The organism is Thermodesulforhabdus norvegica, assembly GCF_900114975.1.
Taxonomy (GTDB): Bacteria; Desulfobacterota; Syntrophobacteria; order Syntrophobacterales; family Thermodesulforhabdaceae; genus Thermodesulforhabdus; species Thermodesulforhabdus norvegica.
Window position 1 is genome coordinate 143,256 of sequence record NZ_FOUU01000004.1, and the last position, 19,020, is coordinate 162,275.

Here is a 19,020-nt window from a genome sequence, read left to right on the forward strand (position 1 = left end):
TTTTCCCTCTTTTCAGGCGCACTCAAGGGTGCAGGGTTTCAGGTACCTGGTATTTTCGTAGGCCCTGCGGGCTCCTTCAATATTTTTCTCAAGGGCTTCGCCCGAGAAGTTGTTTCCCAGGGCTTTTTCTATGCTTTTCATAGAAATCAGGCCCGTTGCACGGGAAAACCCGCCGAGAATGGTGGTGTTGAAAAGAACCGTTCCGGACACGACTAGTCCTGCTTCGATGGCACAGTGAAAGGCATCACAGGTTGCAACGTTAAACCTTTCTGACAGGGTGAAATCTTCCGGGGGTCTGACCGTGTTTATTATTATGATTCCGTCGGGTTTAAGCCCTGCGGAAACATCCACGATATCCATCAGGGTTTCGTCCAGCACGATAACCACATCGGGCTCGGTAACGAGAGAAAAGGTTCTTATGGGGCGAGGCCCGAAGCGGTTTGTTGCTATGACGGGAGCTCCACGGCGCTCGGCGCCGAAAAAGGGTGCCGCAGTTACGCCTCGATAGCCCTCGATAAATGCCGCTTCGGCAAGGATCATTGCGCCGGTTACGGCTCCGTGCCCGCCACGGCCGTGCCATCTCACTTCAATTCGGCTTCTTTTCATCGTTCGCCGCAAGCCTCCTTTCCTTCACTTTATCCGTAAGTGCACATGTTCAACGCCGGGTTTCAGAAAAAAGGTGCTTTCGTTAACCTTTTTTTCCAGGGGGTGAGTGGTGAAAATTATTCTGTTTTCTGCATCAAAGGATGTAAGACTCCGGACGGCATGGAGGGTAATCAGCTCGTCTATGCACAGTGCCCAGAGGATCTTTTTGGGATCCGAAGGGTCGTAAACGATGAGGTCAACGGGTCGATCGGAAATCCTCGGCGGGTAGTAATCGGCCACAGCTCCGTACCCCGCCTCCCGCATAAAAAAGTAGAGCTCACACTGAAGGGTTCTCCTTATGGTATCACTCCGGCGAAAATAGGACGGGATGTTTTCCGCACATCTTAAAAGCCTTTCGTGCATGTCTTTTTTCAGATCCGCCACTTTATGTCCTCCTGCAGGCAGGTTGCATTATTACGAAAGAATTGAGGGTCACTCCGGAGCTCGTTGCAACGGGCAAACACTTTGCCTGAAAGAGTAAAAAAACCCGCTCGTCCCGTGTGTCTCCCAATGTTTCGTAATGACCCATTCCTTTACCCATTATGACGTCGGCTCCGTCGTAGAGTTCCCGAAAATACCCCGATGCGTGCTCAAGCTCAAGACCCACCGTGCCACAACCCGTACTCACTACCACGACATTGCCCCAGTCCACGGAGATATTTTCAAGATCCTGCCAGCAAAGATCATTCTGAACGGGCGCACCTTTTACGGCAAAAAACACTTTGTGGCCGATTTCACCAAGAAACTTCAGGAAGGGCAGGTCAAAGAATACTTCGCCTGCATTGTCGCCAAGAAAGAGGACTGTGGCACCGGGATTGGAAAGCCGGGAGTAGATTACATCTCCTTCGTTTATCGATATGTTAGGACCGGCGGTGACCAGATTTTCCAGTTCTTCCGGATTTCGGAAAAAGTCCAGGCCGTTTCCTATAAGAGAGAAGGTCAGAAGACTTGAAAAGGTTTCTTTTTCCGGTGCGTTTTCTAATCTATTCCCCATGGCTTTTAAAGCTCTTGCCGCAATGGTTTCGGCAGTCCTGATTTCTTCGATCTTGCGTTCCCTGAAGGGGTCTTCGTTGCGACAGATGGCTTTTATAATCGGGTGAAACCTGCTGGCAATGTAGGCAGGTGTTATACCCGGACCGTTCTTAAGTTTTTCCACTATAAGGAGAGCCTGCCGGCGGGCACGTTCTCGAAGTTCACCGTCCGTCGTGGCAAGTGTCACCGTCAGATCTATGAGCCTTTCCAGGCAGGCTTGACATGTTGACGACAGAGGTGCTTTCAATTGCATCTGAGTTTTCCCGTTAATCTATCAGGAGGTGACCTGTGAATTTTCCGATTCATCTCTGTCAGCCCGATGAGACCAAATCCTGTGCCGCCTGCTGCGGCATATACAACTTTCTTTCCAACGGCCGCGATCATGTTGCTTTGAGATTACAAAGAAACCGTCGTGCACTCCAGAACCTGACCCCCGGAAAAGATGACGTTATAAAATCCCATTCCCTGCGATATCGGGTACAGGATAACGGCGAAGGGAAATTGTTTCAAAGTATTTTTAACTGTGAATTCGTGGGTTTTCTGGACGAGCATTGTCGCAGGGTGGGATGTCTTATCCATCCGGAGCGTCTCGGCGGGGAGGATCTCAGGCATTATTCCTTCTACGGACAGAATCTCTGCCGCGACCATTTCTGCCTGTCTTACTATTACCTTTCGTTGCAGGAACAGCGCCTGGTTGTGACAACGATCCGGGACTGGTATTTGTACGGTCTTATCATAACGGATATAGACCTCGTGAAGGCTGTTTTCCGGATTCTTTCCGATGCAGCAGGCGAGGCGCTCGATGTTTTTCTGGTGGCGGAGTCCCCGGAGCTTTCGTCAATCCTTTTACGGTTGTGGCAGTACAAGCTTGACTGGCCTTATCGCATGCAAGGGGTAGCCCGTCTGGGTAAGTACATTTTTAAAGGTGATGAGTATCGAGAGGTGAGGATTCCCTACGGAAGGTATCACAGAAAGGTATCGAACTTCGACGGGCTCTTTGTGGCTTACGGCTCGAAGTTCGGTTCGGGAAGAGATATCGACGATGCGGAAGGATTAATCTCCCGCATCGTCGATGACTTTGCCCGGGGGTATGGCAGGCGCAAGGCGGGATCTCATGGTTTTACGGCCTGAGATGCCAGCCTTTCCTTTCTTTCTCTGTACTTCTGGGACAGGTAAACGAGCCCTATGAGACCGATTCCCGTCAGATCGGTTATCAGGTGAGGATGGTAGCAGAGAAAGGTTCCCACGGCGAAAAAGATCCATTCAATAATTGTGGTTTTTCTGATCAGATAGCCCATCGTCAGGGCTCCAAAGGCAATGGTTCCGATAGTTGCCGAAAGGTAGGCCATAACAATTTCGTGCCAGGACCCCTGAAGAAGTATGCCCGGAACGTATGCGAAGAGGAAAGGGCCTATGTAAAGGAACTTGGCAAACTTGAAACAGGTCCAGCCGGTTTTCCACGGATCCGATCCCGCTATGGCGGCACCGGCATAAGCCGCAACGCACACCGGTGGAGTTATGTTCGAATCCTGGCTGAACCAGTACACGATCATGTGTGCGGCAATGGGGTTCACACCCATCTTGTCCAGTGCCGGAACTGCCAGAACGGCCGTGATGAGGTAAGCCGCCGTGACGGGAACTCCCATTCCAAGCACAAGGGAGGCAAGACCTATGAGAAGTATGGCAACGGTTAGATTACCCTGAGACAGGGATATGATAATGTCGGAAAACTTTAGACCTACTCCGGTCAAGGCTATGGATCCGACGATCATGCCTATAACGCCGACCGTTGCACCTATGACGAGGGTGTTGCGCGCCCCTTCGAGCATGGCTTCGTAGATTTCCCGAATTCCCATACGCGTATCGGGCCTGAACCAGCTTATGACGATGCAGGTAATGGATGCCCAGAAGGCGGAGAGTCCCGGAGAAAATCCCAGAAGCATAAGGACAACAATCACAATCAGAGGGAGCGACATGTACCACTCTTTTCTGAGGATTTCCTTCCAGTTCGGGAGGTCTTCCTTAAGGCCGACTATTCCGTGCTTTTTGGCTTCGAAATGGACCATAACGAATACGGAGAGAAAATATAACAGGGCGGGCCCGACGGCCATCTTCATTATTTCAACGTAGGGAGTTCTGGTGAGTTCTGCCATGAGAAAACCGCCGGCTCCCATAATCGGCGGCATGAACATCCCGACGATTGATGCGGAAGGCTCTATGGCTCCCGCAACGTGAGGCCGAAACCCCGCTTTTTTCATAAGCGGGATTGTAAAGGTTCCCGTCGAAACAGTATTGGCTATTGCGCTGCCCGAGATGGAGCCGAAAAATGTCGATGCCATACAGGCGACCTTAGCTGGCCCACCGGTGGTCTTTCCGGCGATTGACATGGGAAAATCGAGGAAGAACTGACCGGCTCCCGACTTTTTCAGGAATGCCCCGAAGAAAATAAAAAGAATCACGTAAGTGACCAGAACGTTTGCCATTACGCCGAAAACGCCGTCCTGCGTTAAGAAAAGATGCACTGCAGTTCTTTCTATGCTGAATTGCCTGTGGGCAAAGGGGCCGGGCATCCAGGGCCCAAAGTAACAGTATGCCGCCGCAAGAAATCCCATAATTGTCATGGCCCAGCCCAGAACACGCCTCGACACTTCCAGCGAAAGAAGCAGTCCGAGAATACTTATGTAGATGTCAAGCTTTGTCTCGCTTCCTATCCTGTAGTTCAATGCTTCAAATTCTTTGATCCAGTAACCCGTCGCAAAAATGGACAAAAGGGCAAGAATAATGTCGAAGACAGAGGGGCGGCCTGTGGGTGACCGTTTGGAGAAAGGATACACGAGGAAAACCATAACATAGGTCAGAAGTACGTAAAGCCCCCGGTTGTACTGCACGGCTACGGGCTTAATTCCCGCAGAATAGAAATAGAAGCAAACCATAAACACGCTCATTACGGCGATGATATAGTGCCATACACCCGTGAGCTTTCGACCCGTTTTTTCTTCCTTTTCCAGGAGCTTCTTCAGGGTTTCGTCTTTCTGAATCTGAGCGTCTTCCGTCATGGCTCGATTTTCCTTCCTTGTTCGTGGGAATTGCCAACCGAATAGAATTTTTCCTGAAAAAGGCGGGCAACCCTTCGCCCGCCCGGTATCTTAATTAATCTATCGGCTTGTACTGGTCCGGAATCTGAAGGCCTTTTTCACTCCAGAATTTGTATGCGCCTTTGTGTAAGGGTATGGAGAGGCCCGTAACGCCGTTTTCAATGCTCATTTCGTTTGCCGCTTTATGGGCTTTCCTCATGTGCTCCAGTCCCTGGGGAGAGAAAATTGCGGCCAGTGCCTGATAAACAATCTCCGGATCGACATCCTTGTTGGCGGACCAGTAGGCGCTGTCCTGGAAGGTGACGACATCTTCGTCCTGTCCTCTGTACGTCCCCTTGGGAATTACGACCTTGGAATAGAAGGGATACTTATCAAAGAAACCGGCTTCAACGGCGTCGTTGTAAACGTTGATGAGGCGGATTTCATCCTGTGTGCTCGCTTCAATAATAGAGGCATTGGGATAGCCGACAAGAACCCAGAAGGCGTCGATCTTGCGGTCTTTAAAAGCCGCAGCGGCTGCCGAATAACCCAGAAACTGAGGCTCAATCTTGTCCCATATACCTAAAGTGCGGAAAAATCGTTCTGCCGAAAGAGCAGCTCCGGAACCGGCATTACCCACGGCGACTTTCTTTCCAACGAGCTGTTTTGCCGAGGTGATGTTGCTGTTTTTCAATACGACAAGCTGTGCAGGAGCACCGTAGAGGTAGGCAACGGCTCGTACATTGGTGTACTTGGTGGGGTCTTTCGGTAATTTGCCCATGCGCCCCAGATAAAGGTCACCTGCGTACACAATACCGAAATCAATGTCGTGGCGGTGCAATCTTTTGAGGTTCTCGGCCGAGCCCCCTGAACCCTCACTTGAAACCTCCACATCGGGAACGTTCTTGGTGAGGTAGATTGCTATGGCGTTGGCAAAGTAGTTAAAGGTTCCTCCAACGGGACCTCCTCCGAACGCAAGAAAGGCTTTTGCGGCAAATACGGTGGTCCCAATTCCCAGAGCAAGCATCCCGATTAAGGCCAGAGACATAGCAAGCCTGCCGAATCTTCTCATCTGTAGACCTCCTTTTTAAAGGTTACACATCCGGCCTCACACCTCACACCTCACATCTCACACCTTACATCTCACATCATAAAAGACCACAACACACCGGCTGCAACGGCCGATCCGATCACTCCGGCTATATTCGGCGCCATTGCGTGCATGAGGAGATAATTACCGGGATCTTCCCGATTTCCGATGAGCTGTACCACTCTTGCAGAATCAGGCACGGCAGAAACACCTGCAGCTCCAAGAAGCGGATTGATTTTGGTTTTGCAAAAGATGTTCATAATCTTTGCGAATATGATTCCTCCGGCCGTTGCAATCATAAACGAAGCTGCTCCCAGAAAAAAGATCCCGACCGATTTTTTCGTGAGGAACACATCGGCCTGAGTTGAAGCACCAACGGTGATTCCAAGCAGAATTGTTACTATGTCAATCAGTGCAGTGCGTGCGGTCTGAGCAAGCCTGTCCGCAACCAGACACTCCTTCAGGAGGTTTCCGAAAAAGAGCATCCCGAGAAGGGGAAGAGCCGCAGGGGCAAGAAAACAGCACATAAGAAAACCCACAACGGGAAAGATGATGCGTTCTCGTTTACTGACGGGACGGGGATCGGGCATGCGGATAAGCCGTTCCTCTCTTGTGGTGAGAAGCTTCATTATGGGAGGTTGAATAACGGGGACCAGAGCCATATAAGAGTAAGCCGCTATTGCGATGGGGCCCACAAGCTCAGGAGCAAGCTTGGCGGAAAGGAATATGGCCGTGGGACCATCGGCTCCACCGATAATTCCGATGGAAGCAGCTTCGTTTGCCGGAAAACCCAGTGCCAGGGCACACAGAAAAGTTATAAAAATGCCTATCTGAGCAGCCGCTCCCAGAAGAATAAGCCTGGGCTGAGCAAGCATATAAGAAAAATCCGTCATTGCGCCTATGCCCAGGAAAATCAGAGGGGGATAGATTCCCTGACGAACCCCGAAATATAAGTAATTCAAAACGCTTCCCCGTTCGTAGATGCCCAGTCCGAAGCCCTTAAAAACGGGAACATTTCCCATGAGGATACCAAATCCGATGGGAACGAGTAGAAGTGGTTCGTAATGCTTGGCAATGCCCAGATAAATGAAAACACAACCCACGGCAATCATGATTAGATGACGGTAATCCGCCAGGGCAAATCCGGTGTTGGAAAGGAAATCGAGAACAAGCTCCATAGGATTAATCCTCCGCCGCTACTTCTCGTTCCGGAGATTTATCATCAGAAGATACGGCAATATCAATACCCCTCTTCCAGCAATAGTAACCCATAGCTTTGTCCCGGCACTCAACTATTACGCCTTTTTTAATCAGGTTATAAAGAGCCGAATGAGGCCGTGGGATACCGCGATCCTGGGCCTTTTCCAGAACTTCTTCAAGAGAAAAGGGTTCACCCAGCTTTTGAGTTATGAGTTCAAAATAGCGCATCATTTCATGGTCATGAGGAGAAAGCCATATCCTGACCTCGCGATGCCCGTTACCCTGTGGGGCCGGGGCTTCCTGAAGAACCTCCGGCTTGCTTTTCAGTCGTTCAAGAATGCTGCGTTTTGCGACGTCCAGAAAGTTCAGGATTCTGCTCAGATTTGCAACAAAAAGAGACAGAAAAGCCAGTGCACTGAATACAACCGAAACCCCCAGAAAAGTTATGGTCCAGCCGTGAGCCTCCTGAATAGCCTTCAGGCCGTACATTGTGCATCTCCTTCAAGGGTGCCTGCCCTATGGTAGGCTCGCCTTGCGTGCATTATGGAAATGACTTTTTGAACAATCTTATGGCCCAATTGAGCATCCATTCTGATAAGATCAAAAAGATCATTTCGTGAGAAGGCTATCAAATCCACATCGGTCAGGCATATGGCCGTTGCGGTATAATGAAAAGGACTCACCAGTGTTGACCATCCAATTGCTTCCCCCGGAGTATCAACAATCAGACTCCGCCGATTAGGATAAGCAAGCAGAACGGCGCCTTTTTTCAGAGTATAGAGATACTGAGCCGGTGATTTTGCTCTGAAGATGACCTCCCCCTCATTCCACTGGGACGGGATTGCGAGCCTGGCCAGCTTCAGGAGCTCCGAATCTTCGAATTCTCTGAAGAACCTGCACTTTTTCAGAGTGTTTACACTTATCATTCTTGACCCTCTTCCGACTTCCATGACCGATAGCCTGACCGATGGGCAGTGTTTACCATAACAATTTCCGTGCCGCACTAAAAAAAAAACAGCCCGAGAAGACGATTCTAAACTATGAAAGAGATCCCCTTCCGGTTATTCTGAAAGCCGGCAAAGAGGTCAATGCAAGTGCATTTATTTTCGGGTTTCGATATATATAACGGCGAGAAAAAGACTTTAAGTGGCGAAAATTCGCCAATCAGGTGGTGAAAATCGGCCATGAAGTGGACGATTACCAGGAAACTGATTTCCTTTTGCCTTGTTGTTTCGCTGGTGCCGCTTATTATTCTGGGTATTTTTACGGTTCACTCCATACGCAAGATAGGGGAGCAGGCTGCCGTTAGCAGCTCGAGAGAGCTGGAGATCAAGATCAGGGAATCCCTGGAGTTAAGGGCTATTGAGCTAGCAAACCGGGTGTCTGAGTTTTTGAGAGCCTGTGAAGCCGACCTGCACACCCTTGAGCTTCTGCCGAGAGATCCCGAGGTTTACAGACAGTTTTCTCTGAATAAGAGAGGAATTGTCTGGACCCGTGTCGGAACCAATGAGAATTTTAAGGAGGTTCACCTTTCGATACCGTTGTACAGGGAGGTGGCTTTCATTGATCCGCAGGGCAATGAGGTCATAAAGATTCGCAATGATCAGGTTGTACCCTTTGATGAGCTCAGGAATGTAAGAGATCCGGCAAATACCGAGTATGGAGTGGAAACCTATTTCGTCGAAGCCGCAGAACTACCTGCGGGTGAAATCTACGTGTCTCATGTTACCGGATGGTATGTTACGAGGGATGAACAGCTCATGGGAGTTTCTTCCGTTGAGGAAGCCATCGAAGGAAAGAAGTACGAAGGTGTGGTAAGGTTTGCTTCTCCCATAAGGGGCGATGACGGTCATCTTCAGGGTGTGGTGGTTCTCTCACTGGATCATCAGCACCTCATGGAATTCACTCAGCACGTTCTTCCTACGGAGGAACGGTTTGTCGTCTTTCCGAGCTACAACAGCGGTAATTATGCCTTCATGTTCGACGATGAAGGATGGATAATTACCCATCCCAAGTTCTGGGACATAAGGGGGATAAAACCCGACGGAAGCTTCTTTGATCCCACCTCCCCGGACTATGAACGAATGGTTCGGACGGGTCTGGCGCCTTTCAATCTCGACCACGTGCATTTCATTCATCCCAATTACGCTTTCATTGCGGAACAGGTACGAAAGGGCAGGTCGGGTGTTACCAATACTTTTAATGTTGGAGGGATCCCGAGAGTGATGGCTTATGCGCCGATTTTTTACAATCGGGGCCCTTACAGGAAGCACGGCATTTTTGGCGGCATAACGATAGGCATACGCACGGAGAAGTTCAACGAACCTGCGGAAAAGACGGGCAGACAGATCGAGCTTATTGTTGGCGTTATGAAGAAAAACCAGATCGTTGTGCTTCTTTTTGCCGTTGTGTCGGCCATCATCGGTGCATTGATCCTTTCACGGCGTCTCACACTGCCTCTGGTTCGCCTGACCGATGAGGTCAGGAGGCTGGCCAGAGGGGAACCTCCCCTCCGGAAAGAACCAATGAAAACGGGAGATGAGACGGAGATCCTCTGGGAAAGATTCCTGGAGATGACCTCTGAAATAGCCAGACATCACAGGGAGCTTCGTGAGACCCTCGATGAGCTTGCAAAGTCAAGAAGGGAAATCAGTCGCTACAGCCGGAGACTGGAGCGACAGGTAACGATTTTAAAGCGCATTAACGAATTGAGCCAGTACCTCGGCGCCACCCTTGATCCGCAGCTCGTTTTGCAGAAGGTTCTCGAAACCGTGGTTCAGGGCATTGGGTTTGATCGATCCATTCTGTACCTCTACGATGCGGAAACCGATAGCCTGAAATGTTTCGGAACGGTCGGTTTTTCTCACCACGAAGAAACCCTGGCCAGGCGAGGGGTGTACAGGGTCGGGGTGCACGACTGTACTCCTGTAAGGGTCTTCAGGGAGTCCAGGACCCTTTACATCGGCGGTGTTAATTCAGACCCGATGGCTACGGAGCTGGACAAAAAGATAGCGAGCATTGCGGGAATCAATCACTACGTTTTTACTCCGCTCATTGCAGAGGGAAAGGGTATAGGTGTCCTCGGGGCGGACAATGCCAGGAGCGGAAGGATTATAACGGAGCAGGATATTGAATCCCTGGAAATCCTTGCCGGTGTTGCATCGCGGGCAATTGAAAGGTCAACCCTTTACGGAAAAATCCTGGAGGAGAGGAACTTCATCCGGGCCGTTTTTACCCAGATGATTCACGGCCTTATCACCATGGATACGGAAGGGATTATAACGTCCGTAAACGATCGGGCTGCAGACCTGTTCCGCATGAAGGCCGAAGACGTCGTGGGCAGGCACTACAATGAGGTTTTATCGAACCACGAAGCACTATGCCGCAGGATACAGAGATTCCTTTTGTGTAATACCGACAAACAATCCTTTGAAATTGAAATGCACGAAGATGGGAACGGAGTAGAGCGATATCTTGATGTGCAATTTTCGAGAATTTGCAGAGATGTGGACTCGGACATCATTCTCATGTTCTTAAGGGATGTGACCGAGAGAAAAAAGCTTGAAGAACACATTCAGAGGTCAAATAGGCTTGTGAGCCTGGGGACGCTTGCCGCAGGCATTGCTCACGAAATACGCAACCCTCTCACAGGACTTTCTCTTTTGCTCGATGACATTCATGACCATCTCGAGTCCAACCCTTCGACCCGTGATTCGGCAGCCCTCGTACGAAAGGCACTTCATGAACTCGATAGATTAGAGGAGCTGGTTGATAACCTGGTTCAATTCGCGGCTCAGAAAGGGAGAAATCGCCCTGTGAAGGCCGATCTTCGTCCTGTTATTGATAGGCTTGTTTTCTTTATCAGAAAGCATTGCAAACAGCAGAAAATCGATTTAACCGTTTCCGTCCCTGACAGTCTTCCGGAGGTCGTGATGGATCCCAACAGAATTCAGCAGGCTCTTCTGAATCTGACCCTGAATGCTTTACAGGCAATGCCGAATGGTGGAAGGCTTACGATTGCGCTTAAAACCGTTAAGCCCTTTGAGACGGTTACCGGCAGGGAATGTGTGAGGATCTCTGTGGCCGATACCGGAATGGGCATCCAGCCGGAAGATCTGCCTTTTATTTTCGATCCCTTTTTTACCAGACATTTTTCCGGAACGGGCCTCGGACTTTCTATCGTGCACAGCATAATAGTCGAACACGGAGGCTGGATTGGCGTAAACAGCAGACCCGGAGAGGGAACAATGTTTACTGTTGATTTACCCGTTGACGGAAAGGCGGGATGATACGGTGAAGAGCTCGAGAGTTTATGATGTTGTCATCGTGGGGGCAGGACCTGCCGGATCTACGGCGGCAAGGGTTCTGGCCGAAAAGGGGTTGGAAGTTCTCCTTCTTGATCGGAAATCCTTTCCTCGACGCAAGGCCTGTGGGGGCGGCCTTGTCTGGAGGGCCCTCAAAGGGGTGCCCGCGGAGGTTGCAGAACAATGCGTTGAAGCACAGCACAGGAGTGCCCTCCTTCACTTTGCATCCCTGAAGAAAACTTTCGTGGTCACAAAAAATTATCCCCTTATATCCACGGTGGATCGTTACCACTTCGATTACGCAATGCTGACCACGGCGAGGCAAAAGGGGGCAGTTTTCCTGAACAGGACCGGGTGCAGAGATGTAAGGATAAAGAGAGATGCGGGAAAGAAAAGTTTAATCGAGGTAACGGCAGGCGGAAGAAGATTTTTGACCCGTTACGTTATCGCTTCCGACGGTGCGGTGAGCCCTGTAGGGCGTCTTCTGGGAACCCCGGATGGCCGGATTTTAATACCCGCCCTTGAGGGTAGCGTAAGAAAGGAAGAGGTTCCGGTGCTGGAAGATCTGGCTCCTTCTCCGCGTTTTGATTTTGGCGTAATTCCAAACGGATACGGCTGGGTGTTTCCGAGAAGGGATACCTATTGTGTGGGGGTTGTGTATTACGGTCGATTCGGCGACAGAGGTAAATCCCTGCGGGCTCTCTTCCGCAGGTATGTCCGATGGTTGGGCCTGGATGTGACGCTGGTCAGAGGCGTGAAGGGATCGCCCATACCCGTATCCCCCAGAAAAGAACCGGCCGACCCGGGAGGGGTACTCTTTGCCGGGGATGCGCTGGGATGGACCGATCCGATCATGGCGGAAGGGATCAGCGGTGCCGTTATAAGTGGCATGGAAGCTGCTAACGCCATCATTGAGGGCGATGGAAATAGGGAGGAGGTATTTAAGGTTTACAGGCAGGCTATAAAGCGCAGGCTTTTTCGGGAATATGCTTTATCGAGTTTTCTGGCCCGAATAGTTTACCATGTTCCGAAATTGCGTGACGGATGTTTTTCACTCTACGGTCAGGAAATTGCCGCCATTATAGCGGATGTGCTTTCGGGTTTTCGTTCCTACAGGTGGTTGCTTTTCTGGCCCTTTAACTACTTGAAGGCAATTGGGCTTTTTCCCATGAGATACTTGAAAAGCATTACGGGATCCGGTGACTATGGCTCACGTTTTGATAGTCGATGACGAGCCTTTCATATGTGAAAATCTTCAGAGAATTCTCGAAGAGGAGAATTACCGCACTCAGCTTGCCTTCGACGGGCAAAGCGCTCTTAAGCTTGTAGAGAAGGAATCTCCTGATCTTGTTCTGCTGGATCTCAGACTGCCCGACATGAACGGGCTGGACGTTTTGAGAACCATCAAAGAGATGGACCCTGAGATTTTCGTCATAATCATAACGGGTTATGCCTCCGTTGAGTCTGCCGTTCAGGCAATAAAGCTCGGTGCCTATGACTACATAAAAAAGCCCTTCAAGGCGGATGTTATAAAGCTTATAGTCAGGCTGGCTCTTGAAGCTCAGGGTTTGAGAAAAGAAGTTAACTACCTGAGAGAACACAAATCCAGATTTCACGACGAGATAGTTTACAGAAGTGAAACCTTTTCCAGGGTCCTTGGTCAGGCCAGAGAGGTTGCCCGTCACGGCGATACCACGGTTTTGATCATGGGAGAAAGCGGTACCGGCAAAGAGGTGATAGCGCGGTATATTCACGCCATGAGCCCGAGAAAGAATAAGCCCTTTATGGCGGTAAACTGTGCTGCTTTCCCGGGAAGCCTTCTGGAAAGTGAGATATTTGGTCACGAAAAAGGTGCCTTTACGGGCGCCGTTCAGAAACGGGCCGGTCTGTTTGAAGCTGCTTCTGGGGGAACTCTGTTTCTCGATGAAGTGGCAGAAATGGACCTGAACGTTCAGGCAAAACTTCTTCGGGTTCTGGAAGAGAAAAAGGTAAGACGCCTTGGAAGTACGCGTCTGTACGACGTGGACGTGCGAATTATAGCCGCAACCAACAAGGATCTTCAGAAGGCAGTCAGAGACGGGAGGTTCCGGGAGGACCTTTTTTACCGGTTGAACGTCTTCCCCATCGTTATTCCCCCGCTTCGGGAAAGGCCGGAAGACATTATGGCGCTGGCGGAATTCTTTATGAAACATTATGCAAGAAAGTTCGGCAAAGATTTCCAGAAAATAGGCTCCGATGCCGAGGAACTGCTAACGGGTTATTCGTGGCCGGGGAACGTAAGAGAGCTTAAAAACACGATGGAAAGAATCTGCATTATGCATAACTCCGATACGCTGAGGAAGGATCACCTTCCGGCAGAACTTTTGCCAAGCAGGGTCAAAGATGACCTTCAGGCGGCCGTCATTAATATCCCCTTTCCCGAAGAAGGTCTCAGGTTAGACGATATTCTGGATCAGGTGGCAGCATCTCTTATCAGTGAGGCCGTTAAGAGGGCAGGGGGGAACATTTCGCTTGCCGCAAGACTCCTGGGCATTCCCCGGGGAACCCTGCGTTACAAACTTGACAAATACGGCATAACCTTAAACTAAAGGCTCCGGGAAAGAGCCCGGTGAAGTCGTAAAAGAGTTTTCCCGGTCTGATCGAATCTCGAATGAGGAGCCGGGCAGTCGTTGCGATGTACATGATGCCCGTTGGTATGCTTGCGACGGAATATTTGAATGACCCGTGGATTTTTGCCGAAACTTGGTGAGACGGCGCTGTTTTGAACGGGGATAAATATGAACTGGTTGAAGGTTATCTACACCTACGGAAGGCTGATAAAGTTCAGTCACACGATCTTTGCTCTGCCCTTTGCACTTTCCTCTGTAATCCTGGCGCACAGACAGGTCCCCGTTACGAAAGGCAAACTCCTGTGGATAATTTTGGCCATGATAAGTGCCCGATCTGCTGCCATGGGCTTTAACAGATGGGCCGATAGGGTTTACGACCGAATGAATCCCAGAACTTCAGGCCGACCTTCCGTCACGGGTGAAATTTCGGCTAAAGCCCTGATAACTTTTATTGCCATTTCCGGAATTGCTTTTGTCCTGAGTGCTCGCATGATAAACCCGCTGTGCTTTTACCTTGCCTTCCCCGTGCTAGTCTTTTTGCTTTCCTATTCCTATGCAAAGAGGTTTACCCGATGGTGTCACCTCTGGCTCGGGTGTGCCATAGGATTGGCGCCGATGGGTGCCTGGATTGCCGTTACGGGAGATTTTTCCTGGAAGATAGTGCCCCTTTCAATAGCCCTGATGACCTACATAGCCGGTTTCGACATACTCTATGCCTGTATGGATGTAGAATTTGACAGACGAACGGGAATTTTTTCTCTTCCCGCCACATCCGGCGTGGATAAAGCACTCTGGATTTCATCTCTCCTTCACACCGTGACCTTTGGAGCGCTTCTCGTAACGGGTGCGCTTTTTTCTCTGGGCTTTACGTACTATGCGGGAGTTGCATTTATCGGATGTCTTTTGATCGTTGAACACCGCCTTGTAAGCCCTTCTGACCTTTCAAGAGTGCCTGTGGCTTTCTTTCATGTAAACTCCGTAATCTCCGTCTCGCTATTACTTTCCATCCTGATCGACCGGGTGGTTTCAGGATCTTGACACCTTATTGCCCTTTAAGGTAATAAGGACTTTGTGAAAAATCGTTCATTGACAAGGTGAGGGCAATGAAGTCTGCCCGAATCGCCCGTCGATGAAAGTCGGGCTGATGACTTCTACTCTGCCAGAGGGGGTAGGAGTGTCGGCCCGGTGAAGTTCAATGAACAACCCCCGTTTGGCGTAAGCCGGACGGGGGTTTCTTTTTGCAGGAGGTCGTTATGGCTTTCAGTCTGGCAGTTATCGTCATACTGGGTCTTATGGCCGATTACCTTTTCCGAAAACTGAAACTGCCGGGTCTCGTTGGAATGCTGATAGTCGGCATTCTCGTTGGGCCTTATGTTTTCGGGATTATGCGTCCCGAGATGATGCATGTCTCGGCCGATTTCAGAAAGATAGCCCTTATTGTCATTCTTCTCAGGGCGGGGTTTGAACTCCACCGAGATACCTTGCTCCGGGTGGGGCGACCGGCATTGCTTATGTCCGCCGTGCCTGCACTTTTCGAAATTGCAGGCGTCACGCTGGTTGCGCCTCACTGGCTGGGAATATCCTATTTGGAAGCGGCAATTCTGGGTTCAATACTCGGCGCAGTTTCACCAGCCGTGGTCGTGCCCCTTATGATCGATTTTATGGACCGGGGGCGAGGAGCCAAAAAAGGAATACCCACTCTGGTTCTTGCAGCTTCCTCCATAGATGACGTCTTCGTCATTGTGATCTTTACCATTCTACTGGGCATGTATACTCAGCATTCGGTAAGTATTTTCGCAAGCTTACTGAATATACCCGTTTCCATCGTTCTTGGCATCCTTTCTGGTCTGATACCCGGATACCTGCTGTACAGGTTGTTTGTTAAATACGACTGGCGTCCTCCCAAGAGGACCATTGTGGTCATGGGTATGGCAATTCTCCTGACCTGGCTTGAAGATGTCGCGGGAAAGCACGGTGTCCACGTAGCAAGCCTTCTGGGGGTAATGGCCATAGGCTTCATCATCCTGGACAAGGCCGAACTCATTGCCCACATGATTTCGCAAAAGCTCAAGAAACTATGGGTTTTTGCCGAAATTCTGCTCTTCGTCCTGGTAGGGTCGCAGGTAAACATCCATGTCGCCTGGAAGGCGGGGCTTGCAGGAACGGCGGTGATCTTAGTCGGGCTTTTGTTTAGGAGTGTAGGGACCTATTTGAGCCTTCTCGGGACAGATCTCGACCCACGGGAGCGCCTTTTCTGCGTGGTTGCCTACATTCCCAAGGCAACTGTTCAGGCCGCCATCGGTGCGGTGCCCCTTGAAGCCGGGGTCGCCTCCGGTGACGTCATCCTTGCGGTTGCGGTACTTTCGATTTTACTCACGGCCCCCTTGGGTGCTATTGGGATAATGATACTGGGAGAAAGAATTCTGGACTACGGTGATGAAGCGGCGGTATATCGTTTCAGGGAGCTCAGGGAAAAACTCGGTCTTCCAAGAGTCGGAGAAAGAGTTAGAAGTAAAAAATTCAATACGGTTTGGAAGGTAATAGAAGAAAGAGAAATCTGGCAGAGAGTGGAGGATCCCAATTTGGGTGAGGTCAGGCTTGAGCCGGCCATTTACCTCAGGTTCTGGAGGGAAGACTCTGCCAAAGGCCCCGGAACGGGGAAGACCATGGACTGGAGGTATACTCGAAATTCTCCTCCTTTTAACGCATACTGGGATATTCTGTATGACTGGTAGGAGATAAGCCATGAGGCCCATTTATCTTGACTACAACGCAACTACTCCGGTGGACCCTCAGGTTCTTGAAGCAATGCTACCCTTTTTTAAAGAACATTTCGGAAATCCTTCAAGCGGTCATGCCTACGGCCTTGAGGCACGTCGGGCTGTTGAGAAGGCTCGAAAACAGATGGCCTGTCTCCTGCAGTGCAGCCCCGATGAAGTAATATTCACCAGCGGCGGCACCGAATCCAATAACACGGTTCTTTTCGGCGTTGCTCAGGCTCTGATGAATAAAGGACGACACATAGTGACCGCCAAAATCGAACATCCTTCCGTTCTTGAGCCCTGTATAGAGCTCATGTGTAGAGGTTTCGACGTATCCTTTGTGCCTGTGGACAAAAACGGCTTGGTCGATCCGGACGATCTTCGCCGGGCCATAAGGCCCGATACCGTTCTTGTCAGCGTAATGCACGCAAACAACGAAATTGGTACGATTCAGCCCCTTGGGAAGATTTCTAAAATAACCAGGGAGCGGGGCATTTTACTCCACACGGATGCTGCCCAGAGTGCCGGGAAAATCCCCGTGGGAACCGATCTTCTGGGCGTTGACTTTATGACCATTGCCGGACACAAGCTCTACGCTCCTAAAGGTATAGGGGCATTGTACTGCAAAAACGGCGCTTCTTTCGGAAAGCTCATGTTCGGAGCAGGTCAGGAGCGGGGGGTAAGGCCAGGAACTGAAAACGTCCCTTACATCGTTGGACTGGGGGAAGCGGCCGATATTGCGGGGCGTATGCTTGCGGAGGAGATAAAAAGGCTGGAGAAACTGAGAAATCGACTTGAAGAGCGGATACTTGAGGCCCTTCCCGATGCGGTCATCCACGGACGGAATGCTCCCCGGCTTCCCAACACACTCAGTGTGGGTTTTCCCGGAAGGCTTGCCTATGATATCGTAAACGGCCTTGCCGATAAGGTTGCCATTTCTGCAGGTGCGGCATGTCATTCCCGAGATGTTAGAATCTCACACGTTCTTCAGGCAATACAGGCGCCGGAAGACGTAGCGAAAGGCACGGTCAGGATATCCCTTGGGCGGTTCACGACTGAGGATGAAATCGACCAGGCTGCCGAGCAGATCATAAAGGTCGTCAAGAAATGATTCAGGCTGACCTATCTAAAAGGAGTCGACGGTTCCGATGTCGATAGGGAGCTCTAAAAGGGGAAAGCTTTTGATCTTCTGGATCACGGGATTATTCGTTCTGATGCTGGATCAACTGAGCAAACGTCTCGTTCGGGAGACTCTTCCGGTCGGTTCGGCCAGCCCCGTTATTCCCGGATTTTTTAACCTCGTACATGTGGAAAATCCCGGTGTTGCCTTCAGCATCCTTGCTGATAACCCAACGTTACTGACACGCCTGATTTTAATTTTAATTGCTCTTATTGCCGTTGTCGTACTTAACACCGTAGTTGCCCGCTCCGGGGACAATCCCGGTCGCGGTCTTCTTATTCCCTACGGGCTAATCCTTGGGGGGGCTCTGGGTAATCTGTACGACCGGATTACCAGAGGAATGGTAACGGACTTTCTGGACTTCTATATAGGAGACCTCCACTGGCCGGCTTTCAACCTCGCCGACGGTGCTATCACCGTCGGCGCAATATTTCTGATAATAGCAACTATCAGAACTCCCGGAAGGCCCGGGTAAAAACCTCTCTTAAGAACTCGTCTTCTTCGGCAACGGTACTACGACCTCTTCCCAGACAAAGTCCTTGAGCTGGCGGTCCCAGACCTTCTGTTTTATGACGATACGATCCCTGAATATGGCCGATACCACCCCATCCTGATTCCCTACGGGTGTACCAACGGTAACGAGATAACCTTTTCCGGTGGAGTCCTCTATAATAGCTCGTCGTCCCATCGGACCCCAGAGTACACCTTTAAAACCCCGCTGTATTTCGCTTATGTCCATTTTCTGAAGAGGTGTTAGCACAAGGGGTTCCGGTGGGAGCACTTCTTCCAGGGCAGCCCGCTCCATGGCCTCTTCTTCAGGCGACTTCACAAAGGGTTTGAAAGGATCGGGCAGTGATGCAAGAGGCCCATATCTGAAATCGGGCCTGAGAAGAAATGCTATAAATTCCTTACGATTATCCAGAGCTCTGTCTTCAGGGCTCTGAGCCTTGACCTCCTTTGACGGGGATTCCTCCTGTCCCTGAACCGTCCATGCATACAAAGGCGCCCCCAGGATAAAAACCACAAATAAAAGGGTCACAATGCTGGCGATTTTCTTCATTGTTGCCCCCTGTGAGTTTGCCGTTATTACCGTGACCTTGCTTTACAGATAATTTACCGGGTTT

At 50.4% G+C, this 19,020-nt stretch carries 17 protein-coding genes and 1 riboswitch; of the genes, 8 read left to right on the plus strand and 9 right to left on the minus strand.

The features are described 5' to 3' along the window. Positions 1 to 12 precede the first annotated feature (12 nt). Genes BM091_RS07860 through BM091_RS07870 form a run of 3 tightly spaced genes read right to left on the minus strand, consistent with a single transcriptional unit; the run spans position 13 to position 1,930 of the window. Positions 13 to 606 carry a 2-oxoacid:acceptor oxidoreductase family protein gene (locus BM091_RS07860; protein ID WP_093394794.1) on the minus strand — a complete coding sequence of 198 codons (594 nt, stop codon included), beginning with the start codon at positions 604 to 606 and terminating at the stop codon, positions 13 to 15. Between the two features lie 24 nt (positions 607 to 630). Beyond that, positions 631 to 1,029, minus strand: a complete 399-nt coding sequence (locus BM091_RS07865; protein WP_093394796.1) for a hypothetical protein — start codon at positions 1,027 to 1,029, stop codon at positions 631 to 633. 1 nt (position 1,030) lies between these two features. After that, a complete protein-coding gene (locus BM091_RS07870) occupies positions 1,031 to 1,930 on the minus strand; it encodes a damage-control phosphatase ARMT1 family protein (RefSeq protein ID WP_093394797.1) in 900 nt (299 codons plus the stop codon). A gap of 35 nt (positions 1,931 to 1,965) precedes the next feature. Here BM091_RS07870 and BM091_RS07875 point away from each other — a divergent pair, with 35 nt between their 5' ends. After that, positions 1,966 to 2,808, plus strand: a complete 843-nt coding sequence (locus BM091_RS07875; RefSeq protein ID WP_093394799.1) for a hypothetical protein — start codon at positions 1,966 to 1,968, stop codon at positions 2,806 to 2,808. Here BM091_RS07875 and BM091_RS07880 read toward each other — a convergent pair. The 5 genes from BM091_RS07880 to BM091_RS07900 all read right to left on the minus strand — a co-directional run bounded on the left by BM091_RS07880 (position 2,790) and on the right by BM091_RS07900 (position 7,967). Then, complete coding sequence (locus BM091_RS07880; protein WP_093394800.1) at positions 2,790 to 4,733, minus strand: TRAP transporter permease; 1,944 nt, start codon at positions 4,731 to 4,733, stop codon at positions 2,790 to 2,792. The two genes, BM091_RS07875 and BM091_RS07880, sit on opposite strands and share 19 nt — an antisense overlap. Positions 4,734 to 4,827: 94 nt before the next feature. Beyond that, on the minus strand, positions 4,828 to 5,823 hold the full coding sequence (locus BM091_RS07885) for a TAXI family TRAP transporter solute-binding subunit (RefSeq protein ID WP_093394801.1): 996 nt from the start codon (positions 5,821 to 5,823) through the stop codon (positions 4,828 to 4,830). A gap of 71 nt (positions 5,824 to 5,894) precedes the next feature. Continuing rightward, on the minus strand, positions 5,895 to 7,019 hold the full coding sequence (locus BM091_RS07890; RefSeq protein ID WP_093394803.1) for a sodium ion-translocating decarboxylase subunit beta: 1,125 nt from the start codon (positions 7,017 to 7,019) through the stop codon (positions 5,895 to 5,897). A gap of 4 nt (positions 7,020 to 7,023) precedes the next feature. Beyond that, entirely contained in the window at positions 7,024 to 7,530 is a 507-nt protein-coding gene (locus tag BM091_RS07895; RefSeq protein ID WP_093394805.1) for an OadG family protein, read from the minus strand. Then, the gene (locus BM091_RS07900) at positions 7,518 to 7,967 is read right to left on the minus strand and encodes a Crp/Fnr family transcriptional regulator (protein ID WP_177193582.1); all 450 of its coding nucleotides are present in this window, start codon (positions 7,965 to 7,967) and stop codon (positions 7,518 to 7,520) included. Before BM091_RS07900 ends, BM091_RS07895 begins: the two co-directional genes overlap by 13 nt. A 258-nt stretch (positions 7,968 to 8,225) precedes the next feature. On the opposite strand from BM091_RS07900, the gene BM091_RS07905 reads away from it, so the two are divergent. From BM091_RS07905 to lspA, 7 genes are all read left to right on the plus strand, one after another. Next, on the plus strand, positions 8,226 to 11,330 hold the full coding sequence (locus BM091_RS07905; protein ID WP_093394808.1) for an ATP-binding protein: 3,105 nt from the start codon (positions 8,226 to 8,228) through the stop codon (positions 11,328 to 11,330). 4 nt (positions 11,331 to 11,334) lie between these two features. Beyond that, entirely contained in the window at positions 11,335 to 12,576 is a 1,242-nt protein-coding gene (locus tag BM091_RS07910; protein ID WP_177193583.1) for a geranylgeranyl reductase family protein, read from the plus strand. Further along, complete coding sequence (locus BM091_RS07915) at positions 12,551 to 13,933, plus strand: sigma-54-dependent transcriptional regulator (RefSeq protein ID WP_093394811.1); 1,383 nt, start codon at positions 12,551 to 12,553, stop codon at positions 13,931 to 13,933. The genes BM091_RS07910 and BM091_RS07915 overlap by 26 nt, the downstream gene beginning before the upstream one ends. Before the next feature lie 189 nt (positions 13,934 to 14,122). Continuing rightward, a complete protein-coding gene (locus BM091_RS07920) occupies positions 14,123 to 14,992 on the plus strand; it encodes a UbiA-like polyprenyltransferase (protein ID WP_093394813.1) in 870 nt (289 codons plus the stop codon). A 52-nt stretch (positions 14,993 to 15,044) separates the two neighbouring features. Next, a riboswitch (Fluoride riboswitch) is annotated at positions 15,045 to 15,115 on the plus strand. Between the two features lie 92 nt (positions 15,116 to 15,207). Next, complete coding sequence (locus BM091_RS07925; RefSeq protein ID WP_093394814.1) at positions 15,208 to 16,689, plus strand: cation:proton antiporter; 1,482 nt, start codon at positions 15,208 to 15,210, stop codon at positions 16,687 to 16,689. A 10-nt stretch (positions 16,690 to 16,699) separates the two neighbouring features. Next, positions 16,700 to 17,827: a cysteine desulfurase family protein gene (locus tag BM091_RS07930; RefSeq protein ID WP_093394816.1), complete on the plus strand. Its 1,128-nt coding sequence runs from the start codon at positions 16,700 to 16,702 to the stop codon at positions 17,825 to 17,827. A gap of 37 nt (positions 17,828 to 17,864) precedes the next feature. After that, positions 17,865 to 18,371 (plus strand): signal peptidase II, encoded by a 507-nt coding sequence (lspA, locus tag BM091_RS07935; RefSeq protein ID WP_093394817.1) that lies wholly within the window; start codon positions 17,865 to 17,867, stop codon positions 18,369 to 18,371. Positions 18,372 to 18,380: 9 nt separating this feature from the next. Here the strand turns inward: lspA and BM091_RS07940 are convergent, their stop codons facing one another. Further along, positions 18,381 to 18,956, minus strand: a complete 576-nt coding sequence (locus BM091_RS07940; RefSeq protein WP_093394819.1) for a pilus assembly protein PilP — start codon at positions 18,954 to 18,956, stop codon at positions 18,381 to 18,383. Positions 18,957 to 19,020 lie beyond the last annotated feature (64 nt).